Raw genomic sequence first — 26,580 nt, forward strand, 5'->3', positions numbered from 1 at the left:
AAAAACTACATATTGGTCTGCTGACCGGAATTGCTCGAAGGTAGAGCCAATAGTGTAATCTTAAAAAACATTTTGTCTAATCAAATAAATAAACTCCCCGCCGCACTGCGGCGGGGGGATTAGTTGCGTGGCGATTGCTTCTTCATTAGAAGAAATGGTTGTGGTGCCAAAGCACTGATAATCTGTGCCGCTCGCTGCGCGATCTAATACTAATAAATTTATGAAGTATTCATTTATCACCCTGCTTATTTTAAGCATAATCGTTCAGGCTAAAAAGCTGGATGCACAATTGGTAAGCGACCATGCTCTCGTTAACCGTCATGAGAATAAATTCGACTATTTAACACTTTCAGATGGTGTTGACAGGAATGTTTCAACCACAAAAAAATGGAATATTGCGTTAACTAATATTTCCGGCAGATATAACCCAACCGTTCAGGAAGCTTCTTCAAATTATTATGGTTTGGCAGACTCGTACGCTAAAACCTATTTTGAAGGGCTCAAAGAATGGGGCTATTCAATGCACCACTTGCATAATAAAATAGACGGTGCCGGTAATTTAATTGTCAGCGGACCAGACTTTGGGTTCGACGGGGTTCCCTCTTCTCCCGAAGATGCTCTGAGCAAAACAGAAGCATGGTTCTTAAAACAAATAGATAATTTCCATACTCCCAATACGCATTTCATTACTAAAAATGCACACTATTTCTACCATCATTACGGAGCAGGCTGTTATAATGATGTAGATGTTATTGCGTGCGAAGTGGGCGAAAATATTGCAAGTATTAATGCCCATGTTGCGTTTACCCGGGGGGCAGCAAGGCAGTACAACAAGCCTTTCGGAATTAATCTTTCTTCGTGGTGGGGACCTGCAATAAGAGATTATACCCGCCAATGGGTTAAATTAGGAAATGATATTCAGGATGTGCAAGTTGAAGGAACCCGAATTGGGATTTTGCTTAAAGACGGGACTTTGCAAGTGAAAGAGGGAGGTTTGGATGCCTCATGGACAACAGTTGGTTCAGATGTTACTGCTTTTAAACTGAACGGAGATAGAATTGGGAAACTGGAAAGCAATGGCGATTTCTATGTTAGCGAAGGGGAAATTAGTGATACCTGGGTTCTTCAACTCAAAGGTGTAGATAAATTTGTACTTGAAGGAGACCGGATTATTGCAATCCTTCAAACCACCGGATATATTAAATTCAAAGAAGGAGATTTAACTACCGCTTTTTCGAATTTGGGAAGCAACAGTCAGAAGTTTTTAATGGACGGCGACCGAATTGCAAAGTTGGAACCAAACGGAACTTTGAAAATGATTGACGGGGCTGACCCTGTGAAGCAATGGTACACCTCTGTTTCTTCTGGTGTTGCAGACTTCGATATATCCGGAGATCGGATTATTATATTGAAAAAGAATAACGACCTGTTAATCAACGAAGGTCCCATTACCTCTGAATTCACGAATGTGGGGAGTAATGTTACTGCGTTCGATGTGGAAAATTTGCGCATTGGAAAAATAGAAAACGGAAAATTATTCATTAAAGAAGGAGATATAAGTTCAAGCTGGGGAGATGAGATAACAGATGAAGCAATAAGTTTCAAAATGACCTCGAGCCGGGTGGCTTATGTTGATGCCGGAAAAAATTTGTTTGTTAACGATGGCGCAATTGCCTCAGCTTTTTACGAAATGTTTGGCTTTACGGATAAGTATGAACTTGAAGGCACCAGAATAGTGGCAATGTGGGATGATGGAACGTTATTCGGGAGGGATAACGAATTGATGTCCATACAACCAGAAGTTGCACAACTTTGGAAAGATGGTGGCCCATCCCGCGGGCATGGCATTTCACTGTCGAGACGCACCTTTTTTAATTCGTATATGTCGGGGGCAAACCTTTTGTATCCGCAGGCTGCAAGTGCCAATTATTTTGCCAGTGAACACGATTATCAGGGAAAATTTATGCTCTCTCCATTGGGTCGCGTAGGACAGGATATTTATGCGTTTTCGCACGACTCTTTAAATCAGGAACAACGGGGCGTGCCTTGGGTTCCTGTTGCAATATTAATGAACCGGGCACATGGATTAGGCCTAAGAACATGGAGCAATAATAAAATATTTTCAGGCCTTCCGATGGACGATAAAGACTATATGAACAAATCTTTATTGCAATCGATTTGGGGAAGTAGCTTAGTTCCTCAAAAAACGAGTGATGAATATCCATTCCTTCAGAATAATGATTTAGGTGAAATTTTTGATGTTTTGCTGGAGGATGCTCCATTGAATGTATTGAAGAAATACGCGATGATAGTACTAACCGGAGACCTCAATCTTAATGCAACATTGGTTCAGAAATTAGCGGACTACGTTAATGCCGGGGGAAACCTTATTGTTAATGTAGAATATGCCGATGCAAACAGCACCATTAAAACCATGGCCGGGGTAAATCATACCTCTGCAATAACAACGCAGGTTAACCAGGTTTTGGCAGACGGTGTTTTGGAATCATTCGCCAGTCAGAATATAGAACTAAAACCATTACAGACAACCCAGAGCGCCACTTCATTTATTACTGGTGGCTCTTCCGAATCGGATTACCTGCTGGTTTCCAGCAATGCTGTTGGAAACGGAAAAGTTTTTTGCGTGGCATTTACCAATTTGCGTAATGACCTTATCTGGAAACTCATTTTGAAAAATCTGGTGAAACGCCCTGGCATTGTTCCTTTTAATATTGATGGCGATATACAATATTCATATACCTACAATCCCAACGAATGGATTATTACGTTAATCAACAACAAAGGGGTAAACAAAACAAATACTACGCTGGAAACAATAGACCACAGTTTCGACCAGAACATAGGTATTACCTTGCAGGAAGCCGATGCAGATATTTTAAGTGTAACAGAATTAATTGACGGACAAAACATTATCAGTGCTGATGATGCTTTTTCGGTTGATGTTGCTGCGGGAGAGGTGAAAATAGTCAGAGTATCAACACAAAGTACAATGACTACCAAAATCTCCAATTATGATTTAGACGAAAGAACGGCAAAACTGATTGTTTTTCCTAACCCTACAACCGGGAATACCAGCTTTAATAAAGAAGTTGAGGAGGTTCAGATTTACAATGCTTCAGGTGTATTAATTAGAACAGTAAACAATGTAAAAACAGTAGATATGAGCACTTGCAGTAAAGGCATGTATTTATTTAAAGTAAGGGATGCAGAGAGCACTCAAAACTTTAAAATTATAAAAATGTAAAAAGAAAGGAGCAACAAACTTTTAGCTGAGTAGAACCGGCGGAGCAATTAAGCAAAGCATGTTCATGTAGGTTGAATTATGTCTTTCGGATTTTGTACGATGCCGACGAGAAATAATGTAAACGCTTAGTTAAAAGTCAGATGTTTGATGCAGTTTAAAAGCCAGCATTTTAACCTCGTTTGTTGCCAGCTATAAAAAGAAGAGGGTACTGTTTTGAATGGCGCCTTCTGCTAAAAGAAATATTTAGCAAAACAAAGCGAGCACGGTAGTTATTGTTACACAAGATAATAACTGCCGTGCGAGTTGCATAAGTTACCATTAGAAAATAAAAATATAAACGAATGAAAAACAAGTTGACGATTCTCCTTTTGTTAATTTCAACTTTTGGATATGGGCAAAAGCGAGGTGTAAATTTCGACCCGGAGTCAAATGCCAAAGGCACTAAACCTTATGAAATGGCTTCGCGTCAGGAAGACAAAACTCCCTTCGTTCTTTTTAACGATTGCGAAAAATGGATAATTGAAACTGAAAACTGTGACGCCAACCTCTATTTAACATCTGAGCAGAGGCTCTATCGGGAAACTAGTGGCAAACTGGTTTACAAAACAACCAACAAACAGGCTTCGGTTAGCTTACTTTATGAAACGCCTATTACAATAAACGAACCCTGGGACTGCATCGATTTTTGGACGTATGCCGCTCATTTCCCATGGGAACACCCCAAACCAAATCCGGCATTCAGGCACTATGCAATAATTGAAGGAGCCGATGGAACAATGCACGAACTGGATTTTTCGCAAAATGGTTTTGGAGGTTTAAATTACGAATATTGGTTTTTAAGCCATATTAAAATGAACCAGGAAATTGCAAGGCCTGCCAAATTCATCGGGATAAAACTTAAAGGCGACAATGCTATTCCGGGAGAAGTTGTTAACATCTTTTTGGGACCGATATACATTTATAACGAATTGTTGGAAGATTTGTCCTTCAAAGAATTTCCCGAGAAACTTCCTTTTCCTTTACGAAAAGAAACAATTTTACCTGTAAACAAAGAATCGGTTTTTAAGAATCGCCTTCAAAAAGACGGGACAATCTACCGCCTGAGCTATAAAGGCAAAGACATGAAACTTGAATATTCCGTTAATCCTGCTGCTGGAATTCTGAACGGAATTAAACTGGCCCCGGAAAACGGAGGTTACGATTTGTGCAAAGGGGCTGAAGTGAGCTTCACATCAGGGGAGCAGGCCGTTTGGACTGTAAAAAATGAAGTACAGCGCCACGACACACTCTTTGTCGATTTTACGGCTACTGTTAATACGCAGGAATATGATTTCTCCTGTTGGTACACCATCAACCAGAAATCATTAATTGTTGGCATTCACGAGATTTCGGAGGTAGGCCACGTTAAGGAGATAACCCTGGGAAAAACAGGAAAGCTCAAAAATGGCAAACTGGTTACTCTTCCTTTTATGCCATATAACTATTCCCGACATCCCAAATTGTTGTATGCCGATGATTTGTTCTTCTTTAAACAATTTGACTGGTATTACACAGATGCCTCTGTTTTTACAACAGACAATAGCTTAGCTGATGGCTGGGCTGACTACAACAAAGGTGTGGAATACACCCCAAAAACCGATGGCAAACGTAATCCGATAAGGGAAAAACTGTTCATTAATGTATCGAAAGATGTTCTTGAGGTTTTACCGACAATAGATAATCCGGCTTCGCCAATGCGTTCGTACCAGGCCAATCGTTTGTGGATGATTGATGGTAGTCCGGATTATGAAGCAAACAAAAAAAAGGTTAGAAAGTACCGGGCCTTGGGGCTCGAAAATGTTACTGTGCGTTACCACGAAGGCTTTTGGCGCGATAGTGGAGAAAGTTATACCTTCCGGAAAAATACGGCTCCGGGGAGAGGCGGAAACTACGCGGTAAAAGAGTTTGTAAAGGAAATAAAAGACCAGGATTGGCGGGTAGGCTTATATTCGAATTATACCGATTTTGCGCCTGTAAATAAAAACTGGAACCCCGACTGGATACTTCGTAATGCCGACGGAACCTGGAATATCAGCTGGTCGCGCTGTTACGCTCCCAAACCGATGGTTGCCTGGGAGCAGCAAGCCATATACGCTCCACACATTCATAAAACATTTGGTTCGAATCACAGCTATTGCGATGTGCATACGGCAGTTTCTCCAATGTCGCGGGTCGATTACGACTACCGGGTTCCCGGGGCTGGAACTTTCAGGCGTACTTTTGAATGTTTTGGGTTGTTATTATTGAATGAAAAAGAAGCTTACAGGGGGCCTGTTTATTCTGAGGGTGCCAACCATTGGTGGTATGCCGGACTTGTCGATGGCAATTATGGTAATTTTTCTCCGCGGATAAATACAATTCCGATACTGCCTGAATTTCAACTTTACAAAATACACCCTCTTGAAATGGATGCCGGAAACCTTCCTGTAGACGGGGCAGAATACCTTGCATACACCCTTGCATACGGGCATATCGGAAAATTGGATGGCGAAATATCGGAAATGATTAAACGCTACGCTTTTCTCCAGCCTCTTCAGGAGTATTACTCGATGATACCCGTAAAGCAAATAAGTTATTTTGATAATCGAAATAATGAATTCGATTCATCTCGATCAATAAAAAAAGGACTTAATGAGAAAGCCCGATTAAAAATCGAATATCAAAACGGATTTACGGTTTTCATTAATTTCTCTGACAGTGACTGGAGAATAAATGCAATGGATAAAACATTTACATTGCCTCATTTCGGAATACTTGCTTATACAAAAGACCATAAAACTTATGCTCTGTCCGGGCAATGCGATGATTTTGTTTCTTCAGATAAAAATTATCGAGTCGACTTTGCGGTAAGCCCAGAACAATATTATTTCGACACTTACGGAACAACCATTAAAACGGAAAACTTCGAAGCACAAGGGAAAATATTCTTTAAGAAAGAAAAATTCGGATGGGAAATTATACCTGCCGAAGACTTCGATTCTTTTTCGTTTAACAAAGAACTCGTTGGGTTGAAAAACCTGAATGCCATTATCGAAGGAGTTAACGTAGATGATTTGCCGGTTGAAGATGCAACGGTAACTTATAATGATAAATTGATAAACATGAAACACGTTAATAAATCAATTTTTAAATACCGGGTAGTGCCGGCAACAAATTCAATTGGAAACGCCGGTAAAAGCAAATAGAAAAATGTGATTCTAATATGTCAGAAGAATAAGAAAAGAATCGACCAAAAATTTTAATAAATAATTAGAAAGTGAAAAAAATAGAATTAGTTGTGACACTGCTATTATTTGTGTCACTTTGGGGTTCATGTGGGGAAAGAAACAAAGGAAAACATTTGTTTATACTCTCCGGACAATCCAATATGGCTGCCTTAAGGCCCGAAGAATCCTTTACGCCTGCGATTGAAAAGAAATTCGGTAAAGAAAATGTGATTATCATAAGGGATGCATTGTCTGGCCAACCAATCAGGCGTTGGTACAAAAACTGGAAACCTTTAACAGGCGATGAACCTCAGGCAAATCCCGATTTATACGACTCGTTAATGGTAAAAGTCAATACGGCAATAAGCAGTCAGGATATCAAAACTGTAACATTTATCTGGATGCAGGGAGAGCGGGACGCAAGAGAAAAATTGGGGGAAGTATATGAACGCAGCTTAACAGGGCTTTATCATCAACTTTCAGGTGATTTAAAAAGAAATGACATTAATTTTGTGATTGGGAGGTTAAGCGATTTCGACATGACCGATGAAAAATATCCCCACTGGACAATGATACGGGACATTGAGGTTAAAGTGGCTGAGTCGAATCCCCGCTTCGGATGGGTGAATACTGACGATCTTAATGACGGTTACAACCGTGCAGGGAAGGAGATAAACAACGATTTACACATGTCAGCAGAAGGGTATGTGATTATGGGCAAACGCTTTGCCGAAGAATCAATCAGGCTGATAAGAAAGAATAGATAACACCACTTGTTTCTCATAAGGGGTCAGGCTAATCACTCTAAAAAAGCATGAGATTATGTCTTGACCCCTGCATATTATCATGATTATGAGAGTTTGAAAATATTAACTATATATGGTAAAAGCCCTAAATTTGAAAGGCCGAAAATTTTCAATATAGATGAATTCATAAAATATAAAGATGAAAACAAAACAGTACGTCACTTTTCTGATAGGATTATTATTGGCGATTATTACAAATGCCCAACAGCCTAATTTCCTGTTTATTTTAACCGATGACCAAACATACAATGCAATCCATGCAATGGGAAACGGCGACATAAAAACTCCTAATATGGATAGGCTGGTTGAAGAGGGCGTAACGTTTACCAATTCCTTTAACCAGGGGTCGTGGTCGGGTGCGGTTTGCCTGGCAAGCCGTTGTATGCTGAACACGGGGCAGTCGGTATTTCGGGCGGCTCACAATTTTTCTTACTTGCCCAACTGGGGGAGAGTAGAAGGAGAGAAGACCAGCGTTCCGTTATGGGGCGAGGTATTAAGGGAGAATGGTTATGAAACATTCCTCTCGGGAAAGTGGCATCTTTCTGACACAGCGGTACTTAATAGTTTCGATTTTGCCCACGCCATTGGGGAAGGTATGTACGAAACTTTTGATAAAAACGGGGACAACCAACCCGGCTACCACCGCGAAAAGGCCGATGATACTCCCTGGAGGCCGTGGTCTCCTGAATTTACCGGACAGTGGACTCCTCATGTGAAAGATATTTTATATGACGAAAACGGACAGAAAAAGATAAGTGCCACTTACACGGTGCAGGAACATACTTCAGAATTGTATGCCGACAATGCAATAAACTACCTTCAAACCAGGGCGAAAAGCAGCGATAAACCGTTTTTTATGTACGTGGCTTTTAATGCCCCTCACGACCCACGCCAATCGCCCAAAGAGTTTGTTGATATGTATCCTCCGGCAACTATCACTATTCCGCAAAATTACCTGCCCGAACATCCTTTTGACCAGGGCGACAGCAAAATTCGCGATGAACAGATAGCTCCTTTTCCCCGCTCGAAAGATGCCGTGCAGTTACATCTAAGTGAATACTATGCTATTATAACACATGCCGACCGTGAAATCGGACGGATATTGAAAGCTTTAAAAGAGTCTGGTAAAGGGGGAAATACGTACGTAATTCTTACTTCTGACCATGGTTTAGCAGTAGGGCAGCATGGTTTAATGGGAAAACAAAACCAATACGACCATAGTGTGCGAATGCCCTTGGTTATTGCAGGCCCCGGACTTAAGCCGGGAAAAAAGGTTGAAGAAATGGTGTACATGCAGAGTATGTTTGCCACAACCTGCGACCTGGCTGGGATTAAAATTCCGGAAACAGTTGATTTTAAAAGCCTCAAACCATTAATGACCATGGAGCAGGCAAAAGGGGAGGATTATATTTTGGGGGCTTACAAGGATTTACAAAGAATGGTACGTTCTCAAAAGTTCAAATTGATTGTTTATCCGAAAGTTGGAAAAATTCAATTGTTTGATGTGGCCAACGATCCTCTGGAAATGAATGACCTGGCGAACGAACCAACCTTTCGTTCAGTTAAAAAGAAACTGATTACAAAACTCAAAAAACAGCAAAAGGAAATGGGTGACCCACTGGATTTAAAGCCTTACTTTCCGGATAGCTTTTAACTTAATCCCTCGTAAATCAAAATCTCATTAAAATGGTAAGAATTAAAATTCAATTTCTTGGTTTCATGATAATCGCCCTGGCTTTTGCATGTACCAACAAACAAAGTCCTCAGTCTGAACTTAACCTTTGGTACAATCAACCTGCCGACGCCTCGGTTGCCGATGATCCCGATGGTTGGAAAGATGACCCGGAATGGTTAAATGCATTACCATTAGGCAATGGTTCTTTGGGGGCAATGGTGTTTGGCGATGTGAACAAAGAACGCATCCAGCTAAGTGAAGAAAGCATGTGGTCGGGCAGTCCGGCCGATAATGACAATCCCGAGGCTCATAAACATTTGGGGAAAATACGTCAGCTTTTGTTTGATGGAAAGTATAAGGAAGCAACAGAGCTGACCAATAAAACCCAGGTGTGCAAAGGAGTTGGAACCGGTCTGGGTAATGGAGCCGATGTTCCTTTTGGGTGTTTTCAGACATTGGGAAACCTTTGGATTGACAATGGGAAAGACTCTCCCTACGATAATTATTACCGCGAACTGGATTTAACAGATGCAGTTGTCAGGGTCTCCTATTCTCAGGATGGAGTAAATTACCAACGCGAAATATTTACCAGCCAGCCCGATCAGGTAATGGTAGCCCGTTTTACTGCTGACAAACCGGGGCAAATATCGTTTTCATGTACCCTCGACCGCCCCGAACGTTTTCATACCTATTCAGAAAACGGACAGCTTATTATGAAGGGCGCTTTAAATGATGGAAAAGGAGGCGAAAACCTTAAGTATATAGCAAGGCTAAAGGCGGTTAACAAAAACGGGGACGTGAAATATTCCGGCTCGAAACTCATTGTAGAAAATGCAGATGAGGTAACTCTTTTCTTAACTGCTTCTACAAATTATGTCCTCAAATACCCTTCATACACAGGCAGAAATTGTGAATTACTAACGCTTGAAAATATCGAAAAAGCCATTAGCAGGCCGTATCAAAATTTGTTGCAAGCACACCTGACCGAATACCAGCAATATTTTAGCCGGGTGAGCCTGGATTTAACTCCTGGAAAATTGGAGCCAATTCCTACCAATGAACGCCTGGCAATGTTTCGTAAGAGTAAATCAGACCCACATTTAGACGAATTGTTGTTTCAGTACGGCCGTTATTTGTTGATATCATCTTCGCGTCCTGGTACACTTCCGGCAAACCTGCAGGGAGTTTGGGCCAACAAAATTCAAACTCCCTGGAATGGCGACTACCATACCGATGTGAATGTACAAATGAATTACTGGCCTGCTGAAGTAACTAATCTTTCAGAAATGCACCTTCCGCTATTCGATTTAATAGAGGAAATGGCAAAACCCGGCAAAAAAACGGCATCTGTTCAGTACCAGATGGATGGGTGGGTGGTTCACCCGGTTTCCAATGTGTGGGGATATACTTCGCCCGGTGAGGAGGCCAGTTGGGGACTGCATTCGGGAGGTGGTGCCTGGATTAGTACTCACATATTTGAACACTATGCTTTTACACTTGATAAGGAGTTTCTGAAAAGGATGTATCCCGTATTGGAAGGTTCTGTGCAGTTTTACATGGACTGGCTGACCGAAGACCCTAAAACAGGCAAGTTGGTGTCTGGCCCGGCAGTGTCGCCTGAAAATACTTTTGAAGCACCAGACGGCAGCCTTTGCCAAATCAGTATGGGCCCTACCCATGACCAGCAAGTGATTTGGCAGTTGTTTTCCGATTATATTGAGGCTTCGCAAATCCTAGGTGTTCAGAATGAATTTACAGGTCAGGTTATTAATGCCAGGGAAAGATTGGCCGGAAGTAAAGTCGGCTCTGATGGTCGGTTAATGGAATGGCCCGAGGAATTTCCAGAAACGGAGCCCGGTCATCGGCATATTTCCCATTTATTTGCGCTGCATCCCGGGGCACAGATTAACAGGAAAGATACACCTGAATTGATGAAAGCTGCCCGCAAATCGTTGGATTACCGGATTGCCAATGGCGGCGGTTACACCGGTTGGAGCGCTGCCTGGTTAATAAGCCAGTATGCCAGGTTAAACGATGGAGAAATGGCAAAACAAAGTTTAAACACTGTTCTTGCAAAGAGTATATCGAATAACCTGTTTGGGCAGCACCCGCCTTTTCAGATGGATGCTAATTTTGGAGCTACGGCGGGAATCGCCGAAATGTTGATACAAAGTCACGCAGGGGCAATTCACCTTTTGCCGGCAATACCCAACGAATGGTCCTCAGGGGAAGTAAAAGGACTAGTTGCCAGAAATGGTTTTGAGATTGATATGGCATGGGAAAATAACGAACTGACAAAAGCTGTTGTCTATTCAAAATACGGGGCTGAGTGTAAAATTAATTATAAAGGAAAAACCTTGGATTTCAATATTAAAAAAGGCGAAAAGAAAGAATTGACTGTGTCTGATTTTGAATCTTGAAAATGATTTCAAACAGTCTCAACATTTTTAAACGGAGTTTATTGAATGCTTTTTTGCAGGAGGCAGAAGGGTAAATATCTCGATTATTCTCCGGATTTAGGTGCGGATTTTCAGGTGCTGTTAATAACTCTCTTTTTCATTACAAACGGATTCCTTGTATCTTCGCAACACTTATGATTGTTTGTATTGCAGAGAAACCAAGTGTCGCCAAAGAAATTGCCCAGGTGATTGGGGCAGGTTCCCGGAAAGATGGTTATTTCGAAGGAAATGGTTACCAGGTAACCTGGACCTTTGGACATTTTTGTACGTTGTGGCCGCCCGAGGATTATAAAGCCCAGTGGAAACGCTGGGACTTACATACCCTGCCCATGTTGCCCAAACATTTCGAAACCAAAGTAATGAAGGGCGATGGCGGGGTGACCAAGCAATTTAATACGATTAAGAAATTACTGAGTAAAACCGAACTGGTGATTAACTGCGGTGATGCCGGGCAGGAAGGGGAGCTTATTCAGCGCTGGGTGATGAAAGAAGCCGGTTACAAAGGCGAGGTGAAACGTTTGTGGATTTCGTCGCTGACCAACGAGGCCATAAAAACCGGGTTTCAAAAGCTACAGCCTGCAACTAATTTTGATAACCTGTTTTACGCCGGCAGTTCACGTGCCATTGGTGATTGGTTGCTCGGAATGAATGCCACCCGGTTGTACACCCTGAAATACGGCGGTTACAAGCAGGTATTGTCCATTGGGAGGGTGCAAACGCCAACGCTGGCCATGCTGGTAACCCGTCATTACGAAATCGAAAATTTTAAACCGCAGCCATACTGGGAGTTACAAACCACTTATCGCGATACGGTTTTTAGCAACACCGAAGGAAAATTCTTCAAAAAAGAAGACGGTGAAAAATTGTTGAACCAGGTGTTGGGCAAAGATTTGTTTATCACCGATGTGGAAAAGAAAGACGGAAAAGAATATGCGCCCAAGCTATTTGACCTGACCAGTTTACAGGTGTATTGCAATACTCGTTTTGGATTGACTGCTGACGAAACCTTAAAAATTATTCAGCGGCTGTACGAAATGAAAGCCGTTACTTATCCGCGTGTTGATACCACGTTTTTGCCCAACGATTTATATCCTAAAATACCCGGAATTTTAAAAGGACTGAAAGGGTACACGCAATTTACCGGGAAGCTTTTGGAGAAAAAGATCAGGAAATCGGCCAGTGTTTTTAACGATAAAAAAGTTACCGATCACCACGCCATAATTCCGACAGGTGAAGAGAAATTGCTGGGTGGCAACGAGAAAAATGTTTACGACTCTATTACGCGCCGTTTTCTGGCGGTGTTTTACCCCGATTGCACTGTAGCCAAAACACAGGTAAAAGCCGAAGTAGACACGGTGCAGTTTGTGGCTAACGGCAAGCAAATTCTACAACCGGGCTGGCGCGTTGTGTTTCAGGATGAAAATAGCAAAAGCGGCGATGGCGACACAATTCTTCCTGTATTCGAAACGGGAGAACACGGTCCGCACGAGCCCGCCTTTACCGAGAAAGAAACCAAGCCGCCGCGTTATTACACCGAGGCATCATTGTTACGTGCTATGGAAACTGCCGGTAAAAATGTGGACGATGAGGAGTTGCGCGATTTGATGAAAGGCAATGGAATTGGGCGCCCTTCAACACGAGCGGCCATTATTGAAACCTTGTTTAGGCGAAAATATATTGAGCGGAAGAAAAAGCAAATTCATCCCACAAAAATGGGAGTTCAGTTGATTGATACCATTCAGAATGAGCTGCTGAAGTCGGCCGAATTAACCGGGCAGTGGGAGAAGCGTTTGCGTGAAATTGAGCAGGGGGAATACAGTGCATCGACGTTTATTTACGAAATGAAACGGATGGTTTACGATTTGGTGGTGGAAGTGCTCAGCGATAGAACAACGGTGAGGCTGGCTGCTCCCGAGTCGAAATCAAAGAAACCGGCAGCAAAGAAAAAAACGACAAATGCCACTGCCGGTAATGAAATGAAATGCCCAAAATGTTCAGAAGGGCAAATTCTGAAAGGGAAAAATGCCTACGGATGCAGCCGGTGGAAAGATGGTTGCGATTTCAGGCTTCCCTTTGTTTTTCTGGAGAAAAAGCTTACCGAAAAGCAAGTGGCCCGACTGCTTGCAAAGGGTGCTACCACAAAATTAAAAGGCTTTAAAATGGGCGACAAAAAAGTGGATGGAGTACTGAAGCTCACTGCTGATTTTAACGTGGAGTTTGTAAATAAAACTCCGGTAAAAAAGAAAGTAATTGATTCGACACCCAAATGTCCGAAATGTGGCGGCACTATTCTAAAAGGAAAAACAGCTTATGGTTGCAGCAACTGGAAACAAGGTTGCGATTTTAAAATTACATTCGATACCATTCGCGAAAAAGCCGCCGGAAGAAAGCTAACCAGGGAACTGGTATCGGAAATTATTGCTTCCTGAGGAAATAATATTTTTAATCTCAAAAGAAAACGAAATGGTTTTGCTCGCATTAAGAGTCGGGTTGTAAATTCAGAATATCTGTATTTGTTTTGTGAAGAATAAAAACAATTGTCTTTTGCAGGCGAGTTTTGAAAAATATCAATAAGTTTACCTAAAATTTAAAACAATATTAAAATGACTTCCAATAGAAGAACCTTTCTCAAAAACATTGGACTGGGAACGGGTGCAGCAGCAGCTGCGCCAATGTTAACTTCTTTTAGCGCTGGAACAAAAGAAGAAGCAAAATACATTCGAAAATCAGCCGAACGTGCTCCCAAAATGGCTTTCAATATGTGTGGGTATGCTGCACCTAAACTTGATAAGGTGCGGGTTGGTTTTGTGGGAATTGGCGACCGTGGCTCAGGTGCCGTAAAACGTATGACTCACATCGAAGGTGTTGAAATTGTTGCACTTTGCGATGTTCGACAGGCGGCTGTTGATGGTGCTCAGAAGATTCTAAATGACGCCGGACTTCCTAAAGCGAAAGAATACACTGGTAGTGAAACTGCTTTTGAGAAATTATGCGCAGATGGAATTTGCGACCTTATTTATACCGCTACACCCTGGGAATGGCACGTGCCAGTGGGAATTGCAGCCATGGAGGGTGGCGCTCATGCTGCGCTGGAAGTTTCGGCAGCAAAAACCATGGACGAGTGCTGGCAAATGGTAGAGACTTCAGAAAGAACAAAAAGGCATTGTGTGATTCTTGAGAATTGCTGTTACGACTTCTTTGAATTATTAACCTTAAATATGGTACGGCAAGGCGTTTTTGGCGATTTAATTCACGGTGAAGGAGCTTATATTCACGACCTCGATTACTGGCATTTTAATAAGCCAAAAGATGCTAAAATGACGGACGGCGCATATTATAAAATGTGGCGTTTACATGAAAATAAACGAAAAGCTAATGTTTATCCTACGCACGGTTTGGGGCCGATTTGCCAGGCAATGAATATTAATCGTGGCGATAAAATGGATTATCTGACTGCGATGATCTCTGACGATTTTACGTTGAAAAGCAGGATTGAGGAAAAAGCAAAGGAAGATCCTTTTTTTGAACAGTTTTTGGGTTGGGATATGCGTGGAAATATGGATATGCAAATGATTAAAACATCTAAAGGCCGGACGATAATGATTCAGCATGACATTTCATCTCCCAGACCCTATTCAAGAATACACATGCTTAGCGGCACTAAATGCTTCGCGCAGAAATATCCGATTCAGCAAATTGCTTTTGGACATGCTGTGGCCGATGAAGCCCAGATGAAAGAACTACAGGAAAAATACACACCTGAAATAGTTCGCAGAGTTGGCGAAATGGCAAAACAAGTTGGAGGCCATGGCGGAATGGACTTTATTATGGATTGGCGGTTGATTGACTTACTGCGCAACGGATTACCTATGGATATGGACGTATATGATGCAGCTGCCTGGAGCAGTATTACTCCACTAAGTGAATGGTCGATTGCAAATGGTTCAAAACCTATTGAAATTCCTGACTTTACCCGCGGTGCATGGAAAACAAATAAACCTTTAAGTCTAAGTATGGAAGTTGGGGGAACAACAGGCGTTAGAAACATTAACAAAGTAGATTCCAAAGGACAACTGAATGTTAATTAAAAAGGCAGAAAAATAGTAAACATAACAACTTTTTCTGTTCTGAAGCGTGAATTATCCAATCAGTGATTGTATATGTAATTAGCGCATGTTAAGGGGTGTGCAGTCTCGTTATCCAGTAGTTTTTACACGAATGGGTAAGTTAGCATTAGAGCTAGCAATTGCTGATTGGGTAATTTTTTAATTGAGTTTATCGGTTTTGGGTGTGTCACTTTGGCTATAATCTGATAGGTATATGTCAATTCCTTTTTCAATTTTGTTTTCTAAAGCTTCTACTTTTGCTGGAATTTTGGTTGTTTGAAGAGCGTTCGGGAAATTTAGATAAACTGTTTCAACAGAAAATCTAATGTTTTTTCTATTTCTATATGAAGATAACCTATTTATGTAGTCCTCTGCAATTTAGGAATAGGGTTCAGTAAGCCAAATTGAATCTGTTCCGAATGGAATTTGGAGGTTTATTTTTAATCCTTTTATTCCGGATATTTGGAACTTATATAAATATCTCAAGTTAATTTGATAAGAAACTCTATTTTTTCTTGGAACTTTCCTGTTAAAAAAAATCCTGTAATTCATCGAATTACAGGATTTTTGTGCCCAGTAAAGGACTCGAACCTTCACATCCAAATGGATACTAGTCCCTGAAACTAGCGCGTCTACCAATTCCGCCAACTGGGCATTTGCTGAAAGAACTCATTAAGCTGCGATTCGTATTGTCGCACTTGCTTAAATTCGCGGTGCAAATATATAAAAAAACGCCACTGTCAGCGCAATTTCTGACGAATTTTTTATTGCATGTTGATTTGTTCTCCAACAGTATGCTTTTCGCAGTATTTGCACTTCAGCGCAATGGGAGAAGTACTTATTACATCGAAGCAGGTCGTTATTTTTTCGTGGTTGGTTATACACTTCGGGTTGAAGCACTTAACAATTCCAGTAATTACTTTCGGAATCTCAACAACTTTCTTTTCAACAACACCGTAGTCCCTGATGATATTTAGTTTGGCATGGGGAGCAATCAATGCAATTTTGTTTATTTCGTCGTCCTCAAAAAATTTATCAGACACTTTAATAATTGCCTTGCTTCCTAATTTTTCACTTTCGAGGTTGGTGCCGAATGTTATTTGGTTGGGAATTTTATTTAATCCGAGTATTGAAATTACTTTAAACAGGTTCTGTGCCGGAATATGATCGATAACAGTACCTTCTTTAATGGCACTTACTTTTAATTTGAGTTTTTTCTTTTTTTCGTCACTCATGGCTTTTTATTTAAGGTTCATGCTATGTGAAATGATGGCTTCGCGGGTAAAAACCCCGTTGCGGGCTTGTGTAAAATAATATGCCTTTTCGTTTTGGTCTACGTCGGTATGAATTTCGTTTACCCTGGGCAGCGGATGCAAAATGCGCATATTGGGTTTCGTATTTTTTAGCATTGCATTTCGCAGGATATAAACGTTTTTTACCTGTTCGTACTCCATCGGATCAGAAAAGCGTTCTTTCTGTACGCGGGTCATGTATATAATATCGGCTTCGCTGATGATGTCGGTAAATTCGCGGTGTTCAAAAAAACGAATTCCTTTTTCGCGGAGAAACATTTTGTATTCCTGCGGCATTTGCAGCTCAGGCGGAGCAATAAAATTGAAAATTGGATTTTCAAACTCAGACATGGCCATGAGCAGTGAGTGTACTGTGCGTCCGTATTTCAGGTCGCCCACCATAAAAATGTTGAGGTTGTCTAACGTGCCCTGGGTTTTTTTGATGGAATACATGTCGAGCAGGGTTTGGGTAGGATGCTGGTTTGCTCCGTCTCCTGCATTAATAACCGGTACAGGCGAAACTTCGGCTGCATAGCGGGCGGCTCCTTCCAGTGGGTGACGCATTACAATAAGGTCGGCATAGTTACTCACCATTTTAATGGTGTCGTGCAGGGTTTCACCTTTCGAGGTACTTGAACTGCCCGGGTCGGCAATGCCGATAATTCGCCCGCCCAGCCTGCTGATGGCCGTTTCAAAACTTAGCCTTGTGCGTGTTGACGGCTCAAAAAAAAGGGAAGCAACTACCTTCCCCTGCAGCAAATCCTGATTTGGATTGGCTTCAAACTCTGCCGCGAGTTTCATTATCCTCAGGTATTCGTCCTTCGAATAATCGGTAATGGAAATTAAATCTCGTTTCATTGTATTTATGTATTGAATGTCAAATTCTTGCGTTCAAAAAAAAGCCAATATTTTAAAAAAATAAAATATTGGCCTTTCGTTGGCTGAAAAAGTATTAAGTCTTTTTCTTTGAAATAAATGCCGGAGCAAACAAATATTCGTTTTATATAGCGTCGTAAATAAAAAATCGTTGATTTTCGGCAGGATTTGCCGCTACAGTAATGGTGTCGATGAATCTGTAGGCATTGCATAATGTGCCAAAATTACAATGAATTCTGTAATTGTGTGTTAAATGCAGTACTTTTTTTCACCTGATTTATTAACAGCTCAGGCATTGTTTCCTCCTGAAATTTCAACGCCGTAAAAATTTTCAAAAATTTCTGAAATCCTGGTTGCCTCTGATTTTCTGACGGTAAAGTCGAGCTCACAAGTCAGCTCGAAGCGGGTGTTGGTAATGTTCAGGTTTTCCTGTTTTATTATTTGCATCACTTCGTTCATCTCTTTGTAGGTGAATTTTAGTGTGAATATTTTTTCGATGGTGCGGGTTTCAATTTTTGCGTTTTTAATGGCTTCTGCAGCTGCAGTGCGGTAAGCGTTAATAAGCCCGCTTGTGCCGAGTAAAATTCCCCCAAAATAACGAACCACCACAATTAATACATTTGTTAATTCGAAGCTTAGTAGTTGCCCCAGAATTGGCTTTCCTGCGGTGGACGAAGGTTCTCCGTCGTCGTTCGCCCTAAAGGCAATTTCTTCGGTCCCGAGCCTCCATGCATAGCAATGATGTCGGGCGCTGTGGTGCTCCTTTTTTATACGGGTTAATAATTCTTTTATGTCATCTTCGTTTTTGACCGGAAAAGCGTAAGCAAAAAATTTGCTCCCCTTGTCTTTAAAAAGACCTTCGCTTTTCACTTTTATGGTTTTGTATGTGTCATCCATTACAACAGAAAAAATAAACTTATTAGAGCCAGAATCAGCCCGGCCAGGTTTGTTCGGTTCAGATTTTCTTTAAAGATAAAAAATCCTGCCAATGCAGACATGGCTACAACAGACATATTGTTTACGGCAAAAACCATTGAGCTTTCTAACTGGCTTTTGTTTAACGCATTCAGAATAAAGTAAAGCGAGCCGAAGTTTACAATCCCAAGTAACATTCCAAGCAGGACTGTGGGACGGTTAAAATCAGTCTTCCTGATTTTTGGAAAAGAAATGACGACGCCGGCAATAAAGGCTACCAAAAAAACGAAGGTTGAAAATACTGCCGAATGCTGTTCGTTTAGTCGCGTAGCCTGCACAAATTTTATGAGAATATCAATTAATCCGCTTCCGGCAAAAATGAAAAGAGGAAAGTAGAACCAAAGTGTTTTGGTTTGCCTGAACCCTTTTTTGTAGATTGTTAGCAGCACCGCAATTAGTGCCAGTGCAATTCCAATTTGCTTTTGGGGTGTTAGCGGTTCGTGAAACCACCAGATGGAAAAGAGGACAGGAAAAACAAGCGATAACTTATTGGCGAGGGTGGTAATTGTTACTCCGGCTTTTTGTGATGATTTTCCAATTAGAAAAAACATGCCGATGTACAAAATGCCAAGAACTATTCCGTGCAGAAACCACGAATTACTTTGTGAGAATGCCTGGAGGTTGAAGTTCATCAGCAAGCTGAAACCAAGTAATGTTGCTGTCAGGTAGTTGATGGTGATGAGGTGCTGCAGCGGGCAGGAGTAATTTTTTGCCCATCTGAAAATGATATAAATGGCTGTGGAAGAAATAATACTTGCTGCAAGAAATATCATAACCAGGTACCATTAAAAAAAGAAACCAGGTAAAAACCTGGTTTTTATTTTTTATAGAGTGAGTTTCTTCTCAATGTCTTCAACGTACTGTCTGAAGTTTTTGTCGGTGTCTTTCAGATTATTTACGGTTTTGCATGCATGCAGCACCGTAGCATGGTCTTTATTCCCGATTTGAGCTCCAATGCTTGCCAGTGAATATTTGGTGAGCGTTTTGGAGAAATACATGGTAATTTGCCTTGCCTGTACAATTTCCCGCTTCCGGGTTTTTGTCTGAAGCGATTCTACCGGCATGTTAAAGTAGTCGCAAACAACTTTCGAAATGTATTCGATGGAGAGTTCGCGCCTCGAGTTTTTCACCAGCTTGTTAATCAGCTTGGCGGTAAGGTCGAGTGTAATTTCCCGTTTGTTGAGCATCGACTGGGCTAGTAACGATACCAGCGCACCTTCCAGTTCTCTTACATTATTAGTAACGTGCGAGGCAATGTATTCCATTACTTCTTCGGTAAGGTCAATTCCGTCTTTGTAAACTTTTCGCCGCAGAATTTCCATCCGCGTTTCAAAATCAGGCGTTTGCAAATCGGCAGTCAGTCCCCATTTAAATCGCGATAACAGGCGCTGCTCCATTCCTTTCAGTTCAATGGGCGGCTTATCCGAAGTTAAAATTAACTGTTTGCCGGTTTGGTGCAGGTGATTGAAAATGTGGAAGAATGTTTCCTGCGTTTTTTCTTTCCCTGCAAATTCCTGAACGTCATCCAGAATCAGTACGTCAATCATCTGGTAAAAATGCAGAAAATCGTTTCTGTTGTTGTTCCTGGTAGCCTCGGTAAACTGCGTCTGAAATTTGTTGGCGTTTACATAAAGTACCACTTTGTCGGGCATTTGTTCTTTTACTTCAATGCCGATGGCTTGTGCCAGGTGAGTTTTTCCCAACCCGGAGTTTCCATAAATCATTAACGGATTAAATGCTGTTCCCCCGGGATTCCGGGCTACTGCAAATCCTGCGCTTCGTGCCAACCGGTTGCAATCTCCTTCAACAAAGTTGTCAAACGTGTTGTCTGCCTTTAGTTGTGGGTCTATCTGCAATTTTTGAATTCCCGGTATGATGAAAGGATTTTTTATGGATTTCTTTTCATCGGCTTTTAGCGGAATGGTGAGTGGCTTATTTTGGATTCTCGTGTTGTTGTTTGTAGGGTAGCTTACCGTGTAAGGGGTATCGCCGTTGTCTTGCGAGCTTCCGTTCGCAGGCCCCATTACAACATTATATTCCAATTTTGCCCCATTGCCCAGCACCATCCGAAGTGTTTTCCGTAAAATATCGATAAACTGCTCCTCCAGGTACTCATAGAAAAAAGCACTCGGTACCTGTATCGTTAACACTTTGTTCTCGATTCTTACGGGTTTAATTGGTTCAAACCATGTCTTGTAACTGCTTCCGGGAACATTATCTCTAATAATATCGAGGCATTTCTCCCATGCAGTTTGATGTTCGCTGTTCATTTTTATATTTGCCGGATTTTGAGGTTCTACAAATTCCTTTTTTTAATTCCCGAAAGCAAAAGTTGCGAAAAAAAAGTTTAAAAAAAAACTTAACGCCCCTTGATTTTTACGAAAATCAGTTATTGTTATCGTTATGAGGGGATTAATAAACATGTTTTTTTTCTTTTTTTTAATGTGTTGAAAATCAGTCGATTCTGTTTAATATTTTGATTAGTAGTCAGCTATCTGGTTGGTAGTGGTGGGGTTGGGGTTTTCATAAGTTTTTCTATTAACAAATAAACGTTAATTACTTTAACGATTTTAGCGCTCTTTCTAATTTTATTAACCGTCCGTTCTTAAAAGCAACGATAGATGCATCCGGAAATTTTTTCAGCGCTTTTTCATGCAATTTTACGATTTCGGTAAAAGAGCTGGTTGAGCCGACTAGATAACTGTATGCTTCGCTTGCAATGTACTCTTCAATTTCGCCGAGTCCTTTAAACCGATCGGTGTCTGTTGAGATGGGAGTTTCCGTTGAGACAAGATGTACTTTGAAAATAATTTTGCCGGTAACGTCTCCGGTAGCATTAACGTAAACCTTTCGTCCCAGGTCGAGGGCCGAAAATTTGAGGTAGCGTTCGGGATTTACCCTGATGTCGTTCATTAAAAGGTTAAGGTTGTCGGCCAGCAGGCTGACTGAAGCATAAAGCTGGTCGTCGTTGAGCAGTAATCCTGCTGTGTTATCGGTGCTTTCTAGTTGTACTAATATATTGTTGACTTTTGCCGTGGCATCGGCAATACTTTGCACTATTGGCGAAAGAGGCAGCCGGGCGAGTGTGTCGCTGATGGCGGAGATATTACTGAGGGTGTTTTCGAAATTGTCCATGCTGCTGTTAAGTGCAGTAATAATGGTGTCCAGGTTTGTGATTATTCGTTCTACGTTTCCTTTCTTTGTGGATACAATCTCCTGCAGGTCGGCAGTTGTTTTTTCAATGTTGTAAACGGTTTGGTTAATATTCTTGAAACTTTCGGAAAGGTTCTTTCTGGCATCTTCATTAAAAATAACGGTAAGAACCGTGATTGCAGAATCGAGAGTGCCCAGCAATTCTTCGGCTTTGTTTTTTATGGGGAGAACCTGCATGCTAACCTGTTCTTTCAGGTCGTCCTCCACATCGCCCGGAATAGTGTCGTTTGCCGAATAAAATTCACTTCCGGTTCCCAGATTTATTTTAATGATCCGGGTTCCCATCAGGTCGCTGCTCACAATTTGTGCTACAGTATTTTTCGGTAATTTAATGGAAGAATCGATGGTGAAAGTAACCAACAACCGTCCACTGTGGTCGGGCAAAAAGCTTATTTTTTTTACCTGTCCTATTTTGTAACCGCTCAGTAATACATCGTTCGATGCCGAGAGTCCGTCTATTCTGTTGTAAACAACGTGATATTGATCTATCTTTTTAAATATGTCATTTCCTTTCAGGTAACTAAGTCCCCATATCAGAATAGTAACAGAGAGTACGATTAAAATTCCAAGCTTTGTATATTTAGAAACTTTCATTTTCGAGCTTTATTTGTTAGAAACAAAAAGTCACGTAAAATTAGGCATTCCTGCAATAATTGCCCAAAAAATACCAGTAAAAACCGGTATGTGTATTTTATAGTTTCCGGACAACCGTTTCTACCGGAACCAGGTTGTCGTTCTCGAAAGCGACAACAAAAGCCCCGCTGTATTTCTTTTTCAGCCTTTTTTGTTCTTCTCTGGCTTGTTGAACATCGTTGAATCTGCCACAAAAATAACGGTAGGTTTTCCCTTTTTTTTGCATGAAAACGTTATGTTCTCCCTTGAAATTTTTTGCGCTGGGTTCAACATTGTTTGACAACGAGGCAATCTGAACAGAGAAATATATGTTGGTTGAATTTTGCGAGGTTGTTTCCACGTTATTGTCGGGAGAATTGTTGGAAATAGGGGAGTTTCTGCCGGATGTTTCGGTTACCATATTGAAACTGCTCCGCGCCTCCACCTTCTTTTTGTATTCTTTAAATGCTTTAAATATTGCCGATGCCAGGTGTTCCTGTCCCGATTTACTCTGAAGAAATTGTCTTTCTGCCGGATGATTCAGAAAACCCGTTTCAATTAAAACACTGGGCATGGTGGTTTGCCTGAGTACCAGAAATCCGGCCTGTTTAACACTTCTGTCAATTCGTTTGGCATGAATCCGGAATTGATCCTGAACCGCCGATGCCAGCATGGCGCTTTGTTCCATGTATTCATCCTGTACCAGTTCAAACATAATGTACGATTCAGAAGAGTTCGGGTCGAATCCTTCGTATGTGGTGTGGTAGTCGTCTTCCAGAAGAATCACGGCGTTTTCTTTTTTAGCTACTTCCAGGTTGTCTTCGGTGCGGTGTTGCCCTAAAATATAAGTTTCAGTTCCTTGCACCACGCCCCGCGCAACAGCATTTACGTGGATCGAAATAAAAAGGTCGGCACTATTTTTATTAGCAATTGCAGCCCGCCGGTACAGCGGAACAAAAACATCGCGGTTTCGGGTATAAATAACATTTACATCGGGGAAAGAAGCCTGAATGTAATTTCCGAGCTTCAGCGCAATGTCCAAAACAATATCTTTTTCTTTTGCATTTCCGTATGCAGCTCCCGAATCCTTGCCTCCGTGCCCGGGGTCAATCACCACTGTTTTAATAGTTGACCCGGGGCCTCCCGGTTTTGCATGCGCTGCAATGCTTCCTAAAATCCAATAGCTTGTAAAAAGGAGCAGCAGCCAGGTATACTTCTTTCTCTTTTTCATGTTGTTTCCCGTTTCTGAAGCAAAAATAGAAATATTAGAATTATTTTGCATTTATTAGGGTGCAGGTATAACCCTTATTTTTATTTTTGCACGTCGAGCCAACAGGTTAAGCATTAAAGTCAGAAAACATTTTGTACAAATTAATAGTAACATACCTTTTAGCTGCTGTATTGCCCCTGATAGTTTTAAGCCAGGAAAAAGAGCGTGTGCTAAGTAAGCCGGAAATTACCGTGCTTGATACTGCCGACTTTTCGCCTGTTTTTAAGGATTCGCTTAATAACTACTACTTTGCAGCAGATTCCATCTCCAGTGATACAATTTCAGGTAGCCAGCCCGATTCGCTCGTGCAGGAAAAACCACCGGTAATTGAAGCGCCCATTGATTACAATGCGGAGGATTCTATTATTGGATCTTTCGACGGACAGAAAGTCTATTTATATAATAATGCCAAGGTAACTTATCAGCAAATTGAGCTTACCGCTTATTATATTGAACTCGATTTGGAAACCAAAGAAGTTTATGCTGAAGGAATTCAGGACTCTACAGGAACATTGGTGCAAAAACCTATATTTAAAGACGGGAATGATGAGTTCGAGTCTAAAACGCTGCGCTATAATTTCGAAACTGAAAAAGGAATTATTACCGATGTGGTGACTGAGCAGGGGGAGGGATTTGTGCACAGCCACCGCACCAAAAAAATATCGAGGGACGCATTTGTGCTGAAAGACGGGAAATATACAACCTGCGATGCCGAACATCCGCACTTTTATTTGCATCTGACCAAAGCAAAGGTGATTTCGAATAATAAGATTATTACCGGTCCGGCGTACATGGTGCTCGAAGATTTCCCCATTTATTTCCCGCGACTTCCGTTTGGGTATTTCCCAAATACTCCAACCTACTCGTCGGGTATTCTTATTCCTACTTACGGTGAAGAAAATAACCGGGGGTTCTTCCTGCGCGACGGAGGTTACTACTGGGCCGCCAGCGAATATTTTGACTTTGCTGTTCGTGGCGATATTTATTCCAAGGGCTCGTGGGGAGCAAAACTGCACACCAATTACCGGAAAAGATATAAATACAACGGCGGGTTTGATTTTAGGTATAATGTAAATGTTTACGGTGAAAAAGGAGATGAGGATTACACTCCTTCTCCACAATTTGCCATTACCTGGAGCCACAGCCAGGATGCGAAAGCAAATCCGAACCAGACCTTTTCTGCCAGCGTGAATTTTTCAACCAGTGGTTTCGACAAGCAAAACTCTATTTCAGCAGAAAATTACCTTCGCAGCCAAAAATCGTCAAGTATTTCGTTCTCGAAAAAGTTTGAAAATACACCGTATAACTTGTCTGTTAACATGCGGCATTCGCAAAACTCTGTCGACTCTTCTCTTACTCTTTCGCTTCCGGAAATGACTTTTAGTATGGCGAAAATTTATCCGTTGCGTAAAAAGGTTCGTTCGGGTGCGCTAAAATGGTACGAAAAGTTCGGAATAAACTATACGGGTAATTTGCGAAATTCGATTACGGCACACGAATCAGAAATTTTGAAAAAATCGTTTACACGCGATTGGAAAAATGGTATCCGGCATAATATACCCATTTCGTTACCCAGCTTTAACCTGCTGAATCACATTAATTTTAGCCCGGGTTTTAGTTACAACGAAAAGTGGTACTTCAAAAAATACGACTATACCTATGTGGAGGGAGCGGAATTTGACAACCCCAGTTCAGTTCCGCAATCTGTTAGAATTGATACTCTGACAGGGTTGAACCGGGTTTACGACTATTCTTACAGTGTAAGTGCTTCAACGAATATTTACGGAATGTTTTTGCCCCGAAATCCACAATCGAAAATCCGGGGAATTCGTCATAAAATGACACCATCGGTTAGTTTTAGCTACCGTCCGGATTTTGGAGCCGAAAAGTTTGGGTATTGGCAAGAGGTTCAGGTTGATGAAACCGGGAAAAGCACCTACCTGGATGTGAATAACGGTGGTATATACGGAGGTTCTCCAGGAAGGGGGGCGTCGGGCGCTGTTTCTTTTTCGCTGAACAACAACCTGGAAGCAAAAGTGCTGGATACGGCAAAGGATACTACTAAAACCGATGAGGAGCAAAAGTTTAAGAAAGTGAAAATAATTGACAACCTGAGTATGTCAACATCCTACAACCTGATTGCCGATTCGTTAAATCTTTCTCCCATAAATTTAAGGGCGCGTACAACAGTGGCTGGTGTAAGTATTAACATGGGCGGGGTACTTGATCCGTATATGGTGAATGAAGATGGTGTTAAAATTCATAAATATGTTTGGAATGAAAAGTCGGGGTTGGGAAAACTGGGCCGGCTAACCCGTGCAAACCTTTCGTTTGGAATGAATTTCAGATCGAAAAAAGGCGAGAAAGAAGCGGAACGGAATAAGGATTTAATAGACAACGAGAAAGTGTTGCCGGGCGATTACAGTCAGTATTCTGATTTTAATATTCCCTGGGATTTTGGGTTCGATTACAGTTTTAATTACTCCGGCCCCAGAAAACCCTCCGAAAAAGGGAAAATAACCCAGACCATTGGAGTGCGTGGAAATCTGAATCTTACCGACAAGTGGCGAATTAGCGCCAATACCAATTACGATATTATGGCCGGCGAATTTTCGTTTACCACTTTTAATGTGAACCGCGATTTGCACTGCTGGTCAATGGCCTTTAACTTTGTTCCTTTCGGATACATGAAAAGCTACAGTTTTACTATTAATGCAAAATCATCGATGCTGAAGGACCTCAAAATTCAGAAACGCCAAAGTCATTACGATAACTTCTAACACTGA

15 protein-coding genes and 1 tRNA gene are annotated in these 26,580 nt (G+C 41.5%); 8 read left to right on the forward strand and 8 right to left on the reverse strand.

Going from position 1 to position 26,580, the window contains the following annotated elements; translation table 11 throughout:
* Positions 1 to 220 precede the first annotated feature (220 nt).
* From BUB08_RS03435 to BUB08_RS03465, 7 genes are all read left to right on the forward strand, one after another.
* A complete protein-coding gene (locus BUB08_RS03435; RefSeq protein ID WP_072998989.1) occupies positions 221 to 3,265 on the forward strand; it encodes a T9SS type A sorting domain-containing protein in 3,045 nt (1,014 codons plus the stop codon).
* A 341-nt stretch (positions 3,266 to 3,606) separates the two neighbouring features.
* Complete coding sequence (locus BUB08_RS03440) at positions 3,607 to 6,489, forward strand: hypothetical protein (RefSeq protein WP_072998991.1); 2,883 nt, start codon at positions 3,607 to 3,609, stop codon at positions 6,487 to 6,489.
* A 71-nt stretch (positions 6,490 to 6,560) separates the two neighbouring features.
* On the forward strand, positions 6,561 to 7,277 hold the full coding sequence (locus BUB08_RS03445) for a sialate O-acetylesterase (RefSeq protein WP_083570561.1): 717 nt from the start codon (positions 6,561 to 6,563) through the stop codon (positions 7,275 to 7,277).
* Positions 7,278 to 7,455: 178 nt separating this feature from the next.
* A complete protein-coding gene (locus BUB08_RS03450; protein ID WP_072998993.1) occupies positions 7,456 to 8,970 on the forward strand; it encodes a sulfatase family protein in 1,515 nt (504 codons plus the stop codon).
* Between the two features lie 32 nt (positions 8,971 to 9,002).
* Complete coding sequence (locus BUB08_RS03455) at positions 9,003 to 11,411, forward strand: glycoside hydrolase family 95 protein (protein WP_072998994.1); 2,409 nt, start codon at positions 9,003 to 9,005, stop codon at positions 11,409 to 11,411.
* 173 nt (positions 11,412 to 11,584) lie between these two features.
* Positions 11,585 to 13,879, forward strand: coding sequence for a type IA DNA topoisomerase (locus BUB08_RS03460; RefSeq protein ID WP_072998996.1), 2,295 nt, complete (start codon positions 11,585 to 11,587; stop codon positions 13,877 to 13,879).
* Positions 13,880 to 14,053: 174 nt separating this feature from the next.
* Positions 14,054 to 15,538, forward strand: a complete 1,485-nt coding sequence (locus BUB08_RS03465; RefSeq protein ID WP_072998997.1) for a Gfo/Idh/MocA family protein — start codon at positions 14,054 to 14,056, stop codon at positions 15,536 to 15,538.
* Between the two features lie 588 nt (positions 15,539 to 16,126).
* Here BUB08_RS03465 and BUB08_RS03470 read toward each other — a convergent pair.
* The 8 genes from BUB08_RS03470 to BUB08_RS03505 form a co-directional block, all read right to left on the reverse strand.
* Positions 16,127 to 16,210: transfer RNA gene (locus BUB08_RS03470), tRNA-Leu, on the reverse strand.
* 110 nt (positions 16,211 to 16,320) lie between these two features.
* On the reverse strand, positions 16,321 to 16,791 hold the full coding sequence (gene pyrI / locus BUB08_RS03475) for an aspartate carbamoyltransferase regulatory subunit (protein ID WP_072998999.1): 471 nt from the start codon (positions 16,789 to 16,791) through the stop codon (positions 16,321 to 16,323).
* 6 nt (positions 16,792 to 16,797) lie between these two features.
* The gene (gene pyrB, locus BUB08_RS03480) at positions 16,798 to 17,706 is read right to left on the reverse strand and encodes an aspartate carbamoyltransferase (protein WP_072999001.1); all 909 of its coding nucleotides are present in this window, start codon (positions 17,704 to 17,706) and stop codon (positions 16,798 to 16,800) included.
* Positions 17,707 to 18,012: 306 nt separating this feature from the next.
* On the reverse strand, positions 18,013 to 18,621 hold the full coding sequence (locus BUB08_RS03485; protein ID WP_072999003.1) for a YigZ family protein: 609 nt from the start codon (positions 18,619 to 18,621) through the stop codon (positions 18,013 to 18,015).
* The gene (locus BUB08_RS03490; protein WP_072999005.1) at positions 18,621 to 19,472 is read right to left on the reverse strand and encodes an EamA family transporter; all 852 of its coding nucleotides are present in this window, start codon (positions 19,470 to 19,472) and stop codon (positions 18,621 to 18,623) included. The genes BUB08_RS03485 and BUB08_RS03490 overlap by 1 nt, the downstream gene beginning before the upstream one ends.
* Positions 19,473 to 19,523: 51 nt before the next feature.
* On the reverse strand, positions 19,524 to 20,969 hold the full coding sequence (gene dnaA / locus BUB08_RS03495) for a chromosomal replication initiator protein DnaA (protein ID WP_072999006.1): 1,446 nt from the start codon (positions 20,967 to 20,969) through the stop codon (positions 19,524 to 19,526).
* Positions 20,970 to 21,255: 286 nt separating this feature from the next.
* Complete coding sequence (locus BUB08_RS03500) at positions 21,256 to 22,506, reverse strand: MlaD family protein (RefSeq protein WP_072999008.1); 1,251 nt, start codon at positions 22,504 to 22,506, stop codon at positions 21,256 to 21,258.
* 97 nt (positions 22,507 to 22,603) lie between these two features.
* Positions 22,604 to 23,755 (reverse strand): N-acetylmuramoyl-L-alanine amidase, encoded by a 1,152-nt coding sequence (locus BUB08_RS03505; protein ID WP_072999010.1) that lies wholly within the window; start codon positions 23,753 to 23,755, stop codon positions 22,604 to 22,606.
* A gap of 131 nt (positions 23,756 to 23,886) precedes the next feature.
* On the opposite strand from BUB08_RS03505, the gene BUB08_RS03510 reads away from it, so the two are divergent.
* Complete coding sequence (locus BUB08_RS03510) at positions 23,887 to 26,574, forward strand: putative LPS assembly protein LptD (RefSeq protein ID WP_139249607.1); 2,688 nt, start codon at positions 23,887 to 23,889, stop codon at positions 26,572 to 26,574.
* Positions 26,575 to 26,580 lie beyond the last annotated feature (6 nt).

This window comes from Mariniphaga anaerophila (genome assembly GCF_900129025.1).
GTDB classification, from domain to species: domain Bacteria; phylum Bacteroidota; class Bacteroidia; order Bacteroidales; family Prolixibacteraceae; genus Mariniphaga; species Mariniphaga anaerophila.